At 29.3% G+C, this 15,501-nt stretch carries 11 protein-coding genes; 5 read left to right on the forward strand and 6 right to left on the reverse strand.

Annotated elements, in window-relative coordinates:
* The first annotated feature begins 58 nt into the window (after positions 1 to 58).
* Both CW731_RS03615 and CW731_RS03620 read left to right on the forward strand, forming a co-directional pair.
* Positions 59 to 1,759, forward strand: coding sequence for a M23 family metallopeptidase (locus CW731_RS03615; protein WP_100945450.1), 1,701 nt, complete (start codon positions 59 to 61; stop codon positions 1,757 to 1,759).
* Positions 1,760 to 1,766: 7 nt separating this feature from the next.
* Positions 1,767 to 4,214, forward strand: coding sequence for a TonB-dependent receptor (locus CW731_RS03620; protein ID WP_100947613.1), 2,448 nt, complete (start codon positions 1,767 to 1,769; stop codon positions 4,212 to 4,214).
* 4 nt (positions 4,215 to 4,218) lie between these two features.
* On the opposite strand, the gene CW731_RS03625 is transcribed toward CW731_RS03620, so the two are convergent.
* Positions 4,219 to 5,874: a DUF1036 domain-containing protein gene (locus CW731_RS03625; RefSeq protein ID WP_100945451.1), complete on the reverse strand. Its 1,656-nt coding sequence runs from the start codon at positions 5,872 to 5,874 to the stop codon at positions 4,219 to 4,221.
* A 318-nt stretch (positions 5,875 to 6,192) separates the two neighbouring features.
* A complete protein-coding gene (locus CW731_RS03630) occupies positions 6,193 to 6,594 on the reverse strand; it encodes a helix-turn-helix transcriptional regulator (RefSeq protein ID WP_100945452.1) in 402 nt (133 codons plus the stop codon).
* 92 nt (positions 6,595 to 6,686) lie between these two features.
* On the opposite strand from CW731_RS03630, the gene CW731_RS03635 reads away from it, so the two are divergent.
* Positions 6,687 to 8,507 (forward strand): ATP-binding protein, encoded by a 1,821-nt coding sequence (locus tag CW731_RS03635; protein ID WP_100945453.1) that lies wholly within the window; start codon positions 6,687 to 6,689, stop codon positions 8,505 to 8,507.
* On the forward strand, positions 8,500 to 9,126 hold the full coding sequence (locus CW731_RS03640) for a response regulator transcription factor (protein WP_100945454.1): 627 nt from the start codon (positions 8,500 to 8,502) through the stop codon (positions 9,124 to 9,126). Before CW731_RS03635 ends, CW731_RS03640 begins: the two co-directional genes overlap by 8 nt.
* On the opposite strand, the gene bcp is transcribed toward CW731_RS03640, so the two are convergent.
* Complete coding sequence (gene bcp, locus CW731_RS03645) at positions 9,123 to 9,575, reverse strand: thioredoxin-dependent thiol peroxidase (RefSeq protein WP_100945455.1); 453 nt, start codon at positions 9,573 to 9,575, stop codon at positions 9,123 to 9,125. The genes CW731_RS03640 and bcp overlap by 4 nt on opposite strands.
* A gap of 125 nt (positions 9,576 to 9,700) precedes the next feature.
* Between bcp and nth the strand changes: the two genes are divergently transcribed.
* Positions 9,701 to 10,363, forward strand: a complete 663-nt coding sequence (gene nth / locus CW731_RS03650; protein WP_100945456.1) for an endonuclease III — start codon at positions 9,701 to 9,703, stop codon at positions 10,361 to 10,363.
* A gap of 34 nt (positions 10,364 to 10,397) precedes the next feature.
* Here nth and CW731_RS03655 read toward each other — a convergent pair whose 3' ends face one another.
* The 3 genes from CW731_RS03655 to CW731_RS03665 form a co-directional block, all read right to left on the reverse strand.
* Positions 10,398 to 11,021 (reverse strand): SDR family oxidoreductase, encoded by a 624-nt coding sequence (locus CW731_RS03655; RefSeq protein WP_100945457.1) that lies wholly within the window; start codon positions 11,019 to 11,021, stop codon positions 10,398 to 10,400.
* A gap of 384 nt (positions 11,022 to 11,405) precedes the next feature.
* Complete coding sequence (locus tag CW731_RS03660) at positions 11,406 to 11,585, reverse strand: hypothetical protein (RefSeq protein WP_100945458.1); 180 nt, start codon at positions 11,583 to 11,585, stop codon at positions 11,406 to 11,408.
* A gap of 18 nt (positions 11,586 to 11,603) precedes the next feature.
* Positions 11,604 to 15,374: a T9SS type A sorting domain-containing protein gene (locus tag CW731_RS03665; RefSeq protein WP_157812181.1), complete on the reverse strand. Its 3,771-nt coding sequence runs from the start codon at positions 15,372 to 15,374 to the stop codon at positions 11,604 to 11,606.
* Positions 15,375 to 15,501 lie beyond the last annotated feature (127 nt).

The following is a 15,501-nucleotide window of genomic DNA, read 5'->3' on the forward strand; positions in this document are numbered from 1 at the left end:
AAAATAAACCAATTACAAAAAAATCTTTTTCACTACTTTTGTATAAAAATTATACTTCTTGAAACAACAATTTCTCATCTTATTATTGATTCCTTTTCTAAGCTTTTCTCAACAGAAATATCCAAAAGATTATTTTCAAAATCCTTTAGAAATTCCTCTAATTCTTTCAGGAACATTTGGAGAATTAAGAAGCAATCATTTTCATTCTGGTTTAGATATTAAAACACAAGGTCGTGAAGGTTTAAAAGTGGTGGCAGCAGCAGCAGGATATGTCTCTAGAATTAAAGTACAACAATACGGTTACGGAAAAGCAATTTATGTAACACATCCAAACGGGTTCACTACTGTTTATGGTCATTTGAGCAAGTTTAATGACGAAATTGAAGCATATGTAAAAACGATTCAGTACAAGAAAGAAAACTATCAAACTGGAAATTTATTTCCTAAAAAAAATAAATTTATCATAAAGAAAGGAGAAGTTATTGCTTTTTCTGGTGATACAGGTGGCTCTGGTGGGCCACATTTACATTTCGAAATAAGAAACACAAAAACAGAGCACGTTATCAATCCTATGTTTTTTGGTATTACTGTTCCAGATTCTAAAACACCAACCATAAAATCTTTACAAGTCTATCCTTTAAGTTTAGATGCAAGAATAAACCAACAATACAACAGCTTTAAAGTTTCAGTAAAAAATATTGGTAAAGGAAAATATTCTACTGAAAGAATTTCCGCAAGCGGAACTATTGGTTTTGGAATACATGTTTTTGACCAATTAGATAAAGCTTGGAACAAAAACGGAATTTACAGTCTCGAAATGTTGGTGAACGGAAAAAGACACTATTATCATGATGTAGAAACATTTTCTTTCGCAGAAAGTAAATATCTCAACCTTTTAATTGATTATGAATACTACAAAAAGTACAAAAATAGAATTCAAAAAACTTTTAAAGTTGCTAAAAATAGGCTTTCTATTTATAATGATTTAATAGATAACGGTAAAATAATTATCACAGAAGGATTAAATTATACTGTAGAAATCATTGCTAAAGATTTTGCAGGAAATACGAGTTCTGTTAAAATCCCTATTACTGGTAAAGAAAGTAATACTATCTTTAAAAAACAAAAAGATTCTACTGAGTATAAAATTATTGCAACCAATTTTCAGAAGTTTTCAGAAAAAAATATTACTGTCGCTTTTCCTAAAAACACATTTTATGAAAATATTTTTTTAGATATTAAGGTTGATAAAGGCATTGCTAAAATACATACACCTACAATTCCTTTAGATAAAAGCTACACACTAACATTTAATGTTTCTAAATATTCTGAAGCTGAAAAAGAACAGCTATATATTGCAAATATTGAGTATCCTAAATACCCAAGGTACGTTTATACCAGAAAAAAAGATAGCACATTTTATACAACAACAAAAACCTTAGGTAAATATACCTTAAAAACTGACAATCAAAAACCTAAAGCAACAATTCTCTATATAAAAAATAACCAATGGATTACCAAATCTAAAACTTTAAAGGTAAAAATATCAGATATTGGTTCTGGCATAAAAAACTGGCGAGCAACATTAGATGGTACGTGGGTTTTAATGCAATACAATCATAAAAAAAGCATACTTACTTATAATTTTAATGATAAAAGATTGGTTGGTAGCAAACATATCTTTAAAATTGTAGTCTCAGACAATGTTGGCAATACTACAGAACGTTCTATTACGTTCTTTAAAAAACAAGCTAAATAAGACATCCGTGAAAAAAATATTTCTACTTATTTTATTATTACCCTTTTCTGCTTATGCTCAGAAAACAACTATTCTAAAAGGAACTGTTAAAAACAAAAACAATACTCCTGTAGAGAATGTTTCTATAGAACTTGGCAAAACAGGAACTGTAACTGATAAAAACGGAAATTACTCTCTTAGAATTCCTTTTCAAAAGGAAATAACTATAAAATTCAGTCATATTTCTTACAAAATATTTTATCATAAAATAACAGCAAAAAGTAGAAATGCCATACGCTTCTCTCCTATTCTATCTTTAAAAACAGAAAAACTTGCTGAGGTTATTGTAAAAGACCGAAGAAAAGAGGCACAAGGAATTGTAAGTATAGATGTTGCAAAAGCGAAAACCATTATTGGCGCAAATGCTGGTGTAGAGAATATTTTAATGACGTTACCTGGGGTTAATAATAATAATGAGTTGAGTACACAATACAATGTTCGAGGTGGAAATTTTGATGAAAACTTAGTGTATGTAAACGGAATTGAAGTTTACAGACCTTTTTTAGTACGTTCTGGTCAGCAAGAAGGTTTGAGTTTTATAAACCCCAATATGGTGCAGAATATTAACTTTTCTGCTGGTGGTTTTCAAGCAAAATATGGCGATAAATTATCGTCTGTTTTAGATATTTCCTATAGAAAACCTAAAGAAACAGCAACTACTATAGAGGCAAGTTTATTGGGTGGAAGTGTCACTTTCGAAAGTCCTTTTATAGAGAACAAACTAAGCATTATCACCAGTTTAAGATATCGAGACAATAGTTTGTTTGTAAATAGCAAACAAATAGAAACCAATTTTAGACCAAAATTTACTGATTTACAATCTTTTGTAACGTATCAATTCTCAGAGAATTTTTCTTTAAATTATTTAAGTAACTTCTCTTTAAACAGTTACAACTATCAACCCATATCTCGAAGAACTCGTTTTGGTACTATTGCCAACCCTTTAGAATTAACCGTTTTTTATGATGGAAAAGAAGAAAATAATTATTTAACCCTTTTTAATGCTTTTTCTGGTGATTATAAAGTAAATGAAAATTTATCCTTTAGAGGAACAATTTCTAGTTATAATACGCAAGAAGAAGAATATTATGATATTTCAGCAGCTTATAATTTAGGAGAAGTAGATGCAAACATTGGTTCTGAAAACTTTGGTGAAGTAGACTTTTCACAAGGAATTGGTTCACAATTAAACCATGCCAGAAATGATTTAGACGCATTAATAAATAATGTACAAATTAAAGGAACCTATAAAAAAGATAGACAACAATGGGATTTTGGAATAAAATACCAAAACGAAGACATTAGAGAGCGCATTAGAGAATGGGAAATAATCGATTCTTTAGGCTTCTCTGTTCGTCCGCCAAATAGCATCGGAAAGGATCAACCTTATAAGGCTTTTGAAGGTCCAATTATACCTTTTCAAAATATTAGAGAAAACAATACAGTAACTATAAATCGTTTTTCTGGATTCGTTCAACTTAATGAACGCTTATTTATGGGAAACAACGAGGTTTGGTATAATTTCGGAATTAGAGCACAAAACTGGAGCATTAGATCTGGACGAAATTCATCTAAAAATCAAACAATTATTAGCCCTAGGGCACAATTTTCTATAAAACCAAATTGGAAAAAAGACATGTTATTTCGTTTTTCTGGAGGTTGGTATTCACAACCACCTTCTTATAGAGAGTTAAAAGACTACAATGGGAAGATAAATATTGATGTTAAAGCTCAAAAGTCTATTCATCTTGTTACTGGTATGGATTATAGTTTTGATATGTGGGAAAGACCTTTTAAACTAACTACCGAGATGTATTACAAAGATTTAAGTAATGTAAATGCCTATTCTGTAGATAATGTGAGAATTAGATATAGAGCAGATAATGTTACCACTGGGTATGCGCATGGTTTTGATCTTCGTTTAAATGGTGAGTTTGTTCCTGGAAGTGAAAGCTGGGTAAGTATAGGCTATCTAAAAACAGAAGAAAATATTGACAATAGAGGTAATATTTCGAGACCTTCAGATCAACGTGTAAAATTTGCGATTCTATTTCAAGATTACGTACCAAATTTGCCTAATTTAAAAGCATATTTAAACTTAGTGTATAATACAGGAGTTCCTGGTGGCGCACCTTCATATGCAGATGTCTATAAATTTCAAGAACGTTTAAGAGACTATAAACGTGCCGACCTTGGTGTTTCCTATGTTTTTACAGATGCCAATAAGCAATACAAAACTGGGTGGTTGTCTAAATTTAAAGAATTAACAGCTGGTCTAGAACTTTTTAATATGTTTGATATTCAGAATTCTATTACCAACACTTGGGTTAGAGATGTGTATTCTAAAAATCAATTTGGAATCCCTAATTACATGACCGGTAGAGTTTTAAACTTTAAAATAAGTATGAAGTTTTAAAATACTACTTGCCGGTTAAACTCATTGTCATTTTTTTTCCTGAATAACTCATAAGTTCTTCACCTATGTTAATTGTTCTCATTTTGTAATTTTTTCCTTTGTAAGATCTAATTTCATCTCCTTCCCATGTTCCATTATTATTCTTTGCATAGTATAGAACTTTACTGTCAAGAACGGGTCTAATATAAGAGTTTTCTCCTGGTTTTAAATTAAACCAACCCTCTGTAATCCACTCATTCTTTTGGTTTCTGTATCTCACTACAATAGTTACCGTACTAGATGTTTTATTATTAAAATATAATTTTGTTACATGAACTGTCTTCTCTAACCTTCCACTTTTATATGTTTTTTTTAACACAATATCTCCATCACTTTCATACTCATACCAAGTTCCTGTCTTTTTATCTTGAGAATAAGCACCCTTTTTATAAAGATAATGTTTACCGTTGTATGTTTTTTTATAATATTTTACATCACCTATTCTTTTATCTTGAAAATACTTTTCTAGACTTTTTAATTTACCATTATCAAAATATTCTTTCCAGGTTCCACTTTTTTTACCATAAGAATAAGTCTCAATAGCTTCCATTTTTCCGTTTTTAAAATATTCTTTCCATTCACCTGTACTAAGACCATTACTATAATAACTTTGTTCTTTCAAGCCTCCATCTTTATAATAACGTTTAAAAACCCCATCTAACTTATCATTTATATAATTTCCGACACTTACTAAATTCCCGTTTTCTGTGTAATGTCTTATTTCTCCATTAAATCCTTCAGCATTAGATTCTACTTTAGATTTTATAGTACCATCATCATAGTACTCATACTCTTCAGTTTGTCCGCTTATTTCATCATCCTTGTAAATCCCCCTAAATAACAACTTTCCTTTTTCTATATACTTAAAGGCTTTACCATTTTTCTTATCATTTATATAATTAACTTTTGCTTGTAAGCTACCATCTTCGAAGAATTCTAGCGCTTCTCCATTAAACTCTCCCAACTTATAATTTATAATAGATTTTGTACTTCCATCTTTATAATATTCAAAAACCAAACCATCTAAATCATCATCTACAAAATTACCTATGTTTTTTAATTGATCATTGTCATAATAATATTTCCATTCACCTACTTGATTTCCTGTTCTATTCTTACCTTCTGCTTTAATTTTTCCATTTTCGAAATATGCAATATAATTCCCTTCTTGTTTACCATCAACTAACTTTGAAATAGCATATAATTCCCCAGATTTATAGACTGCTTTATATTCATCCTTATTTATTTGATTCCCAAGATCATCATAAGATTTAACTAAATAATAATCAACTAAATAACTTGTAGCTTCTAACCATTTTCCTGTTTTTTTACCATTTGAATAATTTCCTTTAAAAAAAAGTACTCCAGAAGCTATATAAGCTTCCCAGTAACCTTCTTCTTTGTTGTCTTTGTAAGCACCTTTTGCTAAAACCTCTCCTGTTCTGTGATATAAAACCCAATCTCCTTGTTTTTTTTCAGCAACCATATTTCCTTCTCCAAATAATTTTCCATCTTTATAAAAGATTTTTTTTACTTGGGATGATGTCGATATTGAAATTATGAAAAATACGAATAATACTATTTTTTTAGAAATTGGAAACATAGTTTTAGTAATATGCATTTATGAATATTCAAAGTTTTATTTAGCTAACTTTTTATCCTAATTCTTTATTAATTTTTATTTTAAGCGTCCTTTATTATTAAATTTTTTGATGAAACAAACTCTATTTCATAAGGTACTAATTTTTAATTTACCTGCTTTTGTATTTAATAATTTTTCACCTACTAAATTATAAACCACTATGGTTTTTAACTGTAAGCTAAAACATTTAAACTCAAAAAAGAATTCCTAAAAAAAAAATTGTTCTCATCTGAATCTAATTTTCAAAAATAACTTTACTTACAAAGCAATAAAATACCTAGTAGGTAAAGTGAAAGATTAAATCAACTCAAAAGCCTTGGCATAAGTATACCAATCAAAAATTGATTCTAAATTTAATTTTTGTTTTACTCGTTTTCTATGAGTTGAAACTGTAGAAGTTTCAATGAAAAGTATTTTAGCAATTTCATTTGATGTTTTACCCTTAATAACTAAAATAAAAACTTCCTTTTCTTTATCTGTCAAAGAGTTAAATCTATTTTTGTTTGTAATAACAAACTGTCTGTTTTTTTCTAACTCTTTAGAAAAAGAAATTAGTTTTGGTAAATCGTCAGGAGTAATATCGAAGAAAAAAAGGAAGTCTTTTATAAAACTGATGGGTAGTTTTATAACATTCTGTAATTTATTGTCATGCGGAACAATCTTAAGTTGTGTTTTATCTAATAATTTAATAACCCCCATTATATTTAGTGTTTTTAAAGCTTTTCAAATTTAATTTGGTTAACTTAAAAAAAACCATACTTTAGTAGGGTCTTTTACAACCAATATTTGAAGTGAATCTTAAACTTTTAATCTTTTTATTTTTTTATTCAGCGCTTATTTTCTCTCAAGAAGATTCAGAGTCAGTTTACAAGGAAATAAAAATATTTTATACGGATGGTGAAGATCAATATTCAATTACAGGTATTATAAAAAAGTATCAAGAAGGTGAATTCTTTAAAGAAGAAAATCAGAAAATTTATAAAAAACTAGGTACTAAAACGTTGTGGCACCACTTCGCTTTAAAACCATCAAAAACGAGTATTGAAAGTAAATATTTCACTATTTCAAATACATATTTACCCTATGGAAAAATATATTTAAAAAAAGGAAATCAAATCGATTCTCTTTATAGTGTTTCTAACAATAAGGATTTTCCTCATGAAAATATTTTTTATAGGAATCCTGTTTGGAAAATTCCTATGGATTCAATATTACCTACAGACGTTTTTTTAAAAGTTAAAAATAGTAGTGGTAGAACTAGAGTAGCGTTCTATTTAGAAACAGAAAACGAATTTCTAAAACGTGTAGAAACAGAATATTTCTATTTTGGTTTGTTTATTTCTTTTCTTATTTCTATGACGTTGGTTTTGGTCTTTTTTGCGGTTCTTAAAAAAGAATATGCTGTTTTATTTTATGCTCTTTACATTGTTACTGTTTTATTTGAATTTCTTGCAGGTAAAGGTTTAGGTGTGCAGTATTTTTGGTCAGATAGTACTTTTATTACGAACAATATTAGAAGTTTTAGTCAGACAGTTGGTGTATTCTGCATTGGTTCTTTTTATATGCAGTTTTATAAATTAAAAGCTTCTCAAACAATCTTAAAAGGAATCTTTAAATGGGGAACATTTTTAACAATCCCTATTATTTTATTATACGTTTATAAATACTTTTTTGGTGGATTAGTTTCTTTATATCTAGTTGTTTGGACAGTTTTAAAAATAATTATTTTTATTTGGGTTTTAAATCATTTGTATTTAACCATAAAAAAACAACTTCCTATTTATTTAGTAATTGCGTTTATCTTACCAATTCTTGCAGTAATTAACGGTCAGATCATGAATCCTAATGTAGAAAATAGTTTAGCAATTAAGTTAAGCGGCCCGAATATATATTACATAATGCTGTCTTTAGAAATCTTATTATTTACAAGGTATATATTTGGTTCTGTAATAGATACACAGCGAAAGTATTTTAAACTAAAAAAAATAAGTGACGAGTTAAAATATAATTTCCAAAATAAAACACTTGAAGTTCAACAACAAGAACGCAACAAGTTAGTAAATAATGTACACGATACTTTTGGTGGTTACTTAGAGGCTTTAAAATTACGATTATTACAAAAAGCAGACAACACACCAGAAAAAATACAAGAAATTTTAGATGCTTTTTATAAAGATTATCGCTATCTATTGAACAGTTTACATGCGCCAAAAATTAATTCAGAAAATTTTATTACCAGTTTAATTGAATTTTGTGAGAAATTAGATGCACTAACAAGTCAAAAAATAAACTATAAATTTACTATTGATAATTTAGATTTACAGCAAGAAAAATGTGTTCATTTATATCGTATAATTTCAGAATTAACCACAAATGCAATTAAATATTCCGAAGCCACAGAAATAGATATTTCGATGAACCAAAACATAAAAGGGTTTGTTCTTTTAATGGTTTCAGATAATGGTATTGGTTTTAATCAAAACAAAATACAGAAGACTGGTTTTGGTTTAAATAGTGTGCAAGATAGAGTTGAACAAATAAATGGTACTTTAGAAATCACCTCGAATAAAAACGGAACTTTGTTTAAAATAGAAACTCCTATAAATGATTAAAAAGCCACTAAGAATTGTTGTTTCAGATGATAATCGTTTTTTTTGTGATGCCTTAAAAGACAGCCTAAACATTCATGAAGAATTGAATGTTATAGAAACATTTACAACATTAAAAAAACTCATAGAGTTTACGAGTTCCCATAATTTAGATGTTTTAATTTTAGATGTAAATTTTAACGGACAATGCTCTTTAGATTATATTGAAAAAATAAAGCCAGTACATAAAAACTTTAAAATTATTGCATTAACAACAATGAATAACAACTTCATAAAAGAAAAGGCAATAAATAATGGTGTAGACTTTTTTGTAGGAAAAGATGGAAACCTAGAAAGTTTTAAAGAAGTTATCCTAAATTGTTATGTTGAAGAACCAGTAAAGAACAATAAAATTTATTCAAAAATAAATATTGATAATTATACATTTACAAAACGTAAATTAGAAATTTTACAAGCTTTGTATTTTCATTCTGATAAAAATGAAAAAGAACTTTCTGCAATATTAAATATTACAGAAAGTTCTTTAAAATCTCATAAGAGAGATTTATTTGAAATTACACACACTAAAAGTACTCCAGAACTCATAAAATTCGGAATTCAAAAAGGTTTAATTGTAGCTTAATCTAATATCTGAGCTGCGTGTGCTTTCGTTTTTACTTTAGAAATTACCTCTTCAATAATTCCTTTTTCATCAATTACAAAAGTAGTTCTGTGAATACCATCATACTCTTTTCCCATAAACTTCTTTGGCCCCCAAACATTAAAAGCTTCTATTACAGCTTTGTCTTCGTCTGCTAAAAGCGGAAAAGGTAATTCGTGTTTATTAATCCAGTTTTGTTGTCTTTTAGCAGAATCTGCACTTACTCCTAAAACGTCATATCCTTTTTCTAAAAAAGATTGATAATTGTCACGTAAATCACATGCTTCATTTGTGCAACCAGGCGTACTTGCTTTTGGATAGAAGAATAAAACTAATTTCTTACCAGAATAATCGCCTAATTTAACTGTATTTCCTGCATTGTCTTTTGCCTCAAATTGCGGAGCTTTATCTCCTATTTTTAATGATGTCATGACTATTCGTTTAAAAGTTTATAAAACGGAAAGTTAAAAAAGTTAAAATGATACTAAAAACTTTTTAGTAAATAATGTGTAAAACTATAGAAACTTTTAACTTTACAACTTTATAACTCATTCATATGAACAAACAAGAAAAAGTGCAATTTGTAATAGATACACTTGAAGAAAAATATCCAGAAATTCCTATTCCATTAGATCATAAAGATCCTTATACCTTGTTAATTGCTGTTTTATTATCTGCGCAATGTACAGATGTTCGTGTAAATAAAATTACACCTCTTTTGTTCGCTAAAGCAGATAATCCTTTTGATATGATTAAAATGTCTGTGGAAGAAATTAAGGCCATAATTCGTCCTTGCGGTTTATCTCCAATGAAATCGAAAGGTATTTACGGTTTGTCTAAAATTCTGATTGAAAAATATAACGGAGAAGTACCACAAAGTTTTGAAGGGCTAGAAGAACTGCCTGCTGTTGGCCATAAAACAGCCGGTGTAGTTATGAGTCAGGCTTTTGGTGTACCAGCTTTCCCTATAGACACTCATATATTACGTTTAATGTATCGTTGGAATTTATCGAACGGAAAAAGCGTTGTGCAAACCGAAAAAGATGCTAAAAGATTGTTCCCAAAAGAATTATGGAACGATTTACACTTACAAATTATTTGGTACGGTAGAGAATATTCACCTGCAAGAGGTTGGAATTTAGAAAATGACCTTATTACCAAAACAATTGGTAGAAAAACGGTTTTAGATGACTATTATAAAACAAAAAAAACACCTTAGTAAGGTGTTTTTTTTGTTTGTAAAAGATAATTTTCTAACTAGGAATTGCCTTCCCAATTAAAGTTTCGCCTTTTATTATTTCAAAAGTATTATTAATTGCTGCGGAATCATGTAAAGCATGTACTAAAGTTTGTGCAACGTCATCTCTACTAATTTCGCCAGATTTATTTAATTTACTGCTCAATTCAATTTTACCATTTCCTTTCTCGTCTGTTAAAGCACCTGGTCTTACAATAGAATATGTTAGGCTACTTGCTTTTAAATAGATATCTGCATTTTGCTTTGCCTTTAAATAATCTTTAAGTTCTTCTAAACTTTCTGGGTTATCTGCTCCCATAGAACTTAGCATTACAAATTTTCTAACGTTCGATTTTCTCCCAGCATCTATCAACTTTTTTGCTCCTTCTTGATCTACTGCTTCCACATTTTTTCCACCAGAACCTGCAGCAAATATTATTTTATCGATGTTTTCTGTTGTATGTGAAACATCTTTTTCTAAATCGGCTAAAACAGTTGTTATGTTTTTATCTTCAAATTGCTTTTTCTGACTTTCTTTACGAACCATAGCAACCGGGTTAAAATATTGTGATGTTGCTAATAAATCTACGATCTTTTTTCCTGTGGTACCATTTGCACCTGCTACTAATATATTTTCCATGACTGCAAGGTCTAAAGAAAAGCAATTATTTTTTACCTCATATAAAATAAAAAATGATGCATATAAAAAAAAGCTTCAACATTTGTTGAAGCTTTTTCCTCTCTTAATTCAAATTCAATTCAATGAAATCATTTGATTTGGTTTTTACAAAAGTTAACGATTTGGAAAAATTAATCAAAAATTGAACTGTTTCATGTGTAGGTTGCATCTGCATATCAGAAGGCTTTTTAGAGTAAAGTTGCATCATATATATTATTTTTCTGTTATTTTATATATAGATAACGCTACCTTTTTTACTTTATTATGTTGTTCTTCAATAAATTAAAAAAAAAAAAACGAATTGCTTAATGCAATTCGTTTATAAATTTAATTAAATGTTTATTATTAAAATCCACTTCCTACAGGTTCTGGTGTAGATGGAGAACTTGCTTGCGCTTTCTGTGGGTTTAAAATAAGATACGTACCTAATGCAGTTAAAGCCGCATATTTACCATAATTTCCTATTTTTTTAAGTGCATCTTTTCTTGTGATATCCTCTTGTTTATCTTCTATACTTTTCTTCATTTCTGTCTGAGATATGTATTATTTTATAATAATTTTTTTTGTGATTTCATTTTGCGTTTTAGATTTTAGTTTTACTATGTAAAATCCTTTTGCGAATCCATTTAGATCTATTCCTACTTTTGTGTCTTGTAAATTTTTAGTGAATACTTGTTTTCCTAGAAGGTTATATATTTCTAATCTTGTATTCTTAGAATTTAAGCCATTCACTTTTAAAATATTTTCTGCAGCAACAAATACAGTTGTATTTAAGAGGTTATCATTTACAATGCCTAAAGACTTCGTTAAATCTTTAGTTGTAGTATGTAGATAAAAACGCTCTTTTTTATCACTAGTTGTAACTTCTGTAGTATAGCCTTTTGAAGCAGTATCTAATCGATAAAATTTATGTTCCTTTTTATCCTCTAAAAACACTTTGTAATCTGCTGGTAATTGAGAAATAGTTGCTTTTAAAGTAACCTCAACCGTATTTTTAACTTCTAAACCAATAGGAATTACCATCTCTTCATAATTTGACGTAGGTAGTACTTGTAAAGCCAAATCGATATCTAAGTCTGAGGTATCTTCTACTAATTTAGTAAACAATCTAATAGCACTTTTACTTGTTAATCCTCCAGAGAATTGACCCGCATCATAACCTTCATCTAAACCTTTGGTTGAATTTTCAAGGTACTTAATTTGACTCTTTTTAACAACATCGTCTTTTCTTGCTTCTAATTCTATCACAAAAGAACTCGAAGAAGATTTAAAGAAAACCGCCGTTTCATGACTACGCATTGTTGGATCTATTTTAAATATATCTCCATTATTTTTTGCGTTTATAAAAAATCCTTGACCAGGAGACACAAAGGTTGTAGTTGTATTTGCTTGATTTACTACTGTATAATCTTCGGTAGCATTGTTCCATAAATACAAAGATTTAAATCCTGGTTGAAAAACAGCGTCATTGTTATCTAACATATTATTGGTTGCATTACCCGAAACATTTATAGGTAAAAATGCTAAATAAGGATTTCCTACTAAATTCCAACCAGTGGTATTTTTAGAAAGCACTTTATGAACAGGACTCGCAGTAGCAGATCCTTCTAATTGCAACTCACTTGTATCACTTAATAAAACACTGTATGCATCACCAAAATTAAAATCCCCAGAACTAGTTGTTCCATCTTGATAATAAGTCCAATCAGTATTTCCATCATTGTAAAAGCCAATTCCTCTATTATTACCTTGACCAGATTCCAATGCATTATTACTAGCAAAAATATCTTTATTTTGGGTTAAGGGTGCTGCGACAACATGCCATTTTTTATCTCCAAGAACGTCTCGTTTAAATGCTATTTTTCCAATAGGGTCTGTTTGTGTAATTAAAGTACTACTACTTGTGCTGCTAGAGTTAAATTCTAAAACACCTTCAATAGTTATGCTACCTGCAACAGCACTAGTTACATCATTTATAATTACAGTTTTGCCTGCAGGAATAGTAACTCTACTTGTTTTAGTTGGTACGGTACCATCTCCCCAAATTGTAGGATCATTCCAAGCAAGTGTTGTTCCTGTACCAGTAACTTCTGTATTTGTTAAATAAGAGAAAATTCTTGGTTGACCTGCTTTACTTTCATCTTTATAAATTACATAAGGAATGTTATTATTATCTAAAGTAATATTTAAATTATTTGCCCCACCAAAAGTAAAGTTTGAAATACCTAACAAATTCCATGTTGAGTTTGCAGCATCAAATTTTCTTACAGATGTTTCATTATTATTCTCTTTATAAACAACATAAGGTATATCTGCAGTATCTAAATCAAAACTTAGTCCCTTTATATTTATTGGTAAATCCACAACATTAATATCATCCCAACCATCACTTGTAGCATTTATTTTTTTAATGACCACTTTGTTATCTTCTAAATAAGAAATATAGGGTACATTATTACTATCTAATTTCATAGTAACTGGGTTTTCAGAAGGATCAAAACTACTTATTCGTAAAGCAGTACCTAAAATTTCTAATGATACTCCATTAAACTTAAATAAAGAATATTCTTCATCTTCATAGGACCAAGTTCCAACATAAAGGCTATCATTACTATCATTTAAAATAGTAACTACAGGAGATGTAAGCGTATTGTCTAAAGTTGTCCAAATAGTACCATTATACTTTTGTATGTTAGTAGAAATAATAGGAGGGCCAGAACTGAAATCATAGGTTGTACTAGCAAAATAAATATTATTATTGTTGTCAACAGAAAACATTCCATTACCACCACTACCTACTTCTTCTGTTGGTGTAGCTGCAACCCAGTTTGTTCCATCAAATTTCAATAATTTAAATACAGGAAAATCACTTGGAGGACCTTGATTGTTAAAATCTGGTGCATTTTCTAAATAATTAAAAAAGACATAAGGTACATTATTCCGATCTACAAAAACACCTGATTCTTCTTCAAGGAACCTTGCAAATCCAGTTGTTTCAAAATTTGGTATGCCTACAGAAATCCATTCTGTACCATCAAATTTTGCTACTGTAATTTTATTGTTATCTAAATAACTTATATAAGGCACACCGTTTGGGCTTATAGCTGAGTTTAGAACTTCTACTTCATTGCTAAAGGAAAAATCTGTAGAAGTATCTGCACTAACATTGGTCCAATTCGCATAAGGAGTTTTACTAAACTTATAAACTGAAGTTTTGCCTTTATTAAATTCGCTATCTTGATACGCGATAAAAAGATTGCCATTACTGTCTACCGCTATTTGTTGCCCGTACGCAAAATCATTAACAGCGTTCGGTAATGTTGGATTGATAAAACTCCAACTCGGGTTTGTAGGATCATTATAAACTATATTTGTTTTACTATTCCCGTTGTCTCTATAGACTTCATAAAGCACATTGTCATTTCCTATAACTAAATCTATTTGATCAACATTCTCTCCATAATTACTTCCGTAATAAGACCAAGCTGTTCCATCATGCGACAACACAACATTTTCTCCACCAAGGCCACCACCTTCACTTAAAGCTAAAAAAAGTTTATTATCACTATCTATAGCCAGACTTAAATTTGCTGTATAGGTTTTAAGTGACGCATACTCTAAATTTGCTGTTTTTACAAACTCCCAAGAAGTACCGTTAAAACGAGAAACATAAGCTCTCCTCGAATAATCTGTTCCTGTCATTTGATATGCAACATAGACTACATTGTTACTATCAATGGCTAAACTATTAAAAGCTGTGTTACCAGCAGTAAAACCGATATTTCCAACTGTAATCCATGTAGAAGTTATATCGTCAAACTTCTTTACAGTCGTTTTACTAGAATTAGCGCCATCTGAATAAGCAACATAAGGAATACCTAAATTATCTATTGCTAAATCAAGTGATTTTGCACTATTAGATGTAAAATCTGCAGCACCAACAGTAACCCAAGTAGATTCAACTAATTTTACGACAGTAGCTTTAGTAACACCATCTTTATAAGCTAAATAAGGTACATTATTATAAATTGCTAAACTTAAATCTGATGCATAACCAGAAGAAAACTTGGCATTTCCTGCAATTTCCCAATTTCCAGATAAAGCATCTCTTTTCTTTACTGTTATTTTACCTCCATTGTCATTAATGTTATCTGTAGTGTAAGCAAGATAAACATTACCGTTTCCATCAACTTCTAGTTGTTGATTTTGTTGATCACCTTCGTAATCTTCCCCAACAATTTCCCATTGAGCATTACTACTTTGTATTTGAAATAAACACATACATAAGCAGATAAAAAATAATTTTTTCCTCATTTTTATTTGTTTTAAATTAACTGTTGTATCAAAACTAAAAAAGAAATAAATGGTTACAAAAAATATGTCGTGAATTGCCAAGTTTTTGTCGTGAATGAACTTTTTGTCTAAAATTAAATAATTATTA

The sequence above is a fragment of the Polaribacter sp. ALD11 genome (assembly GCF_002831685.1).
In the GTDB taxonomy this organism is placed as follows: domain Bacteria; phylum Bacteroidota; class Bacteroidia; order Flavobacteriales; family Flavobacteriaceae; genus Polaribacter.

Coding starts and splice junctions, on each gene's coding strand:
- nth (WP_100945456.1), top strand. CDS start 9,701: ATGAACAAACAAGAAAAAGTGCAATTTGTAATAGATACACTTGAAGAA.
- CW731_RS03640 (WP_100945454.1), top strand. CDS start 8,500: ATGATTAAAAAGCCACTAAGAATTGTTGTTTCAGATGATAATCGTTTT.
- bcp (WP_100945455.1), bottom strand. CDS start 9,575: ATGACATCATTAAAAATAGGAGATAAAGCTCCGCAATTTGAGGCAAAA.
- CW731_RS03660 (WP_100945458.1), bottom strand. CDS start 11,585: ATGAAGAAAAGTATAGAAGATAAACAAGAGGATATCACAAGAAAAGAT.
- CW731_RS03625 (WP_100945451.1), bottom strand. CDS start 5,874: ATGCATATTACTAAAACTATGTTTCCAATTTCTAAAAAAATAGTATTA.
- CW731_RS03630 (WP_100945452.1), bottom strand. CDS start 6,594: ATGGGGGTTATTAAATTATTAGATAAAACACAACTTAAGATTGTTCCG.
- CW731_RS03655 (WP_100945457.1), bottom strand. CDS start 11,021: ATGGAAAATATATTAGTAGCAGGTGCAAATGGTACCACAGGAAAAAAG.
- CW731_RS03665 (WP_157812181.1), bottom strand. CDS start 15,374: ATGAGGAAAAAATTATTTTTTATCTGCTTATGTATGTGTTTATTTCAA.